Raw genomic sequence first — 2,532 nt, 5'->3', positions numbered from 1 at the left:
AAAAACATCCAAAAGAGATAGGTAGGCTTTTTCTGATTCAGCACAAAAAATCTTAGAACATAGGTAACAACTATAAATACTCCTGCTACAGTTAGGGTGTCTTTTGAAACAGTAGATGCCCAAAGCAATAATGATGGTAAGAATAAAATAAAGAAGGCAAACTTTTTCTCCATTTCCGGATACATTTCCCGCATGACATTAAAAAACTTCCAGGCGCCAAAGAAGGAGAATGCAGAAAACAAAATATGATTCGCATAATTACTGTTAAATGTCATTAATGACGCTAAAGCTGATGTTCTTGAAACAAAATAAGTAGATGTATCGTGTGAACGTAAAATTCTGAGATAGTAATCCACTTCATAATGAAAGCTTCCTAACTCGGGCAAGAGCAATGATATACCTAATGCAAAGTCCTGATAAAAAAGATTATAGATAAATCTGCCTCTGTGAAAAAATGTTCCGGCATCCCCCACGATTAATACAAAAGACGTTATCCAAGAACCAAAAATACGCAGAAACAAGGCCGGTAAAATATATTTACTCGCCGGGTCATCCTTGTAATATTTGTTAATCACTACCTTTGATATAATTATTAGTATCAAAAAGTAAAAAAGGCTGACAACAATATCTTTTAATTCCATTATCCGTAACTTGCGAACAAAATTAAGAAAAAAGCTAACACTACATGTGCGGAATTAGCGGTTACTATTCATTTAACAATCAGAACAACAAGCTGGAAGCAAACTTAAGAGCCGCTTCCGGTCAATTAAGCAAAAGAGGCCCTGATAGCGAAGGTTTCTTTTTTGATGAAAATATCGGTCTTGCACACCGCCGATTATCTATTTTAGATACTTCTTCAGCCGGTTCTCAACCTATGACCACTGATGATGAAAGATATACACTCATTTTCAATGGCGAAATTTATAATTTCCAATTGCTGCGGAAAGATTTAATTTCTAAAGGGTATTCTTTCCAATCATCATCTGATACAGAGGTTCTTCTAAAAATGTATGCTTGCTACGGCTCAGAGTGCCTCCAATACTTAAATGGCTTTTTTGCATTTGCTGTTTATGATAAAGCGGAAAATGAGCTTTTTATTGCACGGGACAGAATGGGAATTAAGCCTTTATTGTATTCTTTTGATGGAGAAACTCTTTATTTCGCCTCTGAACTAAAAGCACTTTTAGAATTTCCTGTTAAGCGCGAACTGGATCATAGCAGTTTAAGACAGTTTTTTCAATTTAATTATATACCAACTCCCCATTCTATAATTGCAGCTGTCAAAAAATTAGAACCGGGTACGTATTTAAAAATTAAAGGAAAGTCTCTACAAAGGAAAGCTTTTTTTCAACTTGACAATAAAACAGATGCAACTGTTGCTTCCCTCAGCTATGAAGATGCAAAAAAGAAACTTTACGAACACCTGGATGAATCAGTAAGACTGAGATTAATTTCAGATGTGCCTCTGGGGGCTTTTCTTAGCGGTGGAATTGACTCATCTTGTATAGTTGCCCTGGCAGCAGGACACACAAAAAATTTAAATACCTTCTCCATCGGTTTTAAAGACAATGCTTATTTTGATGAGACTTACTATGCTAATCTGGTCGCTCAAAAATACAACACCAATCATACCGTATTTAAGTTAAGCAATGATGACCTACTGGCTCATATAGATGATTTGTTAAACTATATGGATGAGCCCTTTGCCGATCCCTCACTGGCGGCTGTATATATTCTTTGTAAAGAAACCCGTAAAAAAGCTACCGTAGCACTTTCCGGAGATGGTGCTGACGAGTTAATGGCAGGTTATAATAAACACCGGGCTGAGTGGAGAGCCAGAAAAGGCGGTGCACTGAATAGTTTATTAAAATATTCAAAGCCAATACTTTCCGCTTTACCTAAATCACGAAACAATAAATATTCCGATAAAATCAGGCAGGCATATCGATTTTCTGAAGGATTAAATCTGGCTGACAGAGAAAGATACTGGAGGTGGTGCTCCTATTTATCTGAACAAAATGCTTCTGAGTTATTGATTGAAAAAGGTGTTCAAAAAGATTTTTTACAAAGGAAAGATGAGATTTTACGTTTTTTAGATGATGATGGGGATTTCAATGATGTTCTTAGAACAGATATACATCTTTTACTTCCCGGTCAAATGTTATTTAAAGTTGACCATATGTCTATGGCAAATAGTCTGGAAGTTAGAGTGCCTTTTTTAGACCATAATTTAGTGGAGTTTGTGAACAGTCTGCCTGCAGAATATAAAATTGATAAAAACCTGAAGAAAAGAATATTGCAAGACACCTTTCGGGAAATTCTTCCTCAGGAACTATACAACCGGCCTAAGCATGGGTTTGATGTGCCTTTACTTTCATGGTTCAAAAAAGAACTAAATGGGCTTATAATGAATGACTTACTGAGTGATGATTTTATTGAAGAACAGGGAATTTTTAATTATGATGCCATTCGGGCGCTTAAACAAAAAATGATGTCTTCAAATCCGGAAGATGTGCATGCTCAAATTTGGGC

At 35.9% G+C, this 2,532-nt stretch carries 2 protein-coding genes; one reads left to right on the top strand and one right to left on the bottom strand.

What is annotated here, in order from left to right:
* On the bottom strand, positions 1–641 hold a 641-nt coding region (locus EA412_06595; protein ID TVR79414.1), incomplete at its 3' end, for a hypothetical protein.
* Positions 642–685: 44 nt separating this feature from the next.
* Here EA412_06595 and asnB point away from each other — a divergent pair.
* Positions 686–2,532 (top strand): asparagine synthase (glutamine-hydrolyzing) (asnB, locus tag EA412_06590; protein TVR79413.1); only part of this gene is annotated, 1,847 nt, incomplete at its 3' end.

This window comes from Chitinophagaceae bacterium (assembly GCA_007695095.1).
Classification (GTDB): Bacteria; Bacteroidota; Bacteroidia; order Chitinophagales; family REEL01; genus REEL01.
The sequence above is the reverse complement of the archived record's forward strand: the minus strand, read 5'-3'. Positions and strand labels throughout refer to the sequence as shown.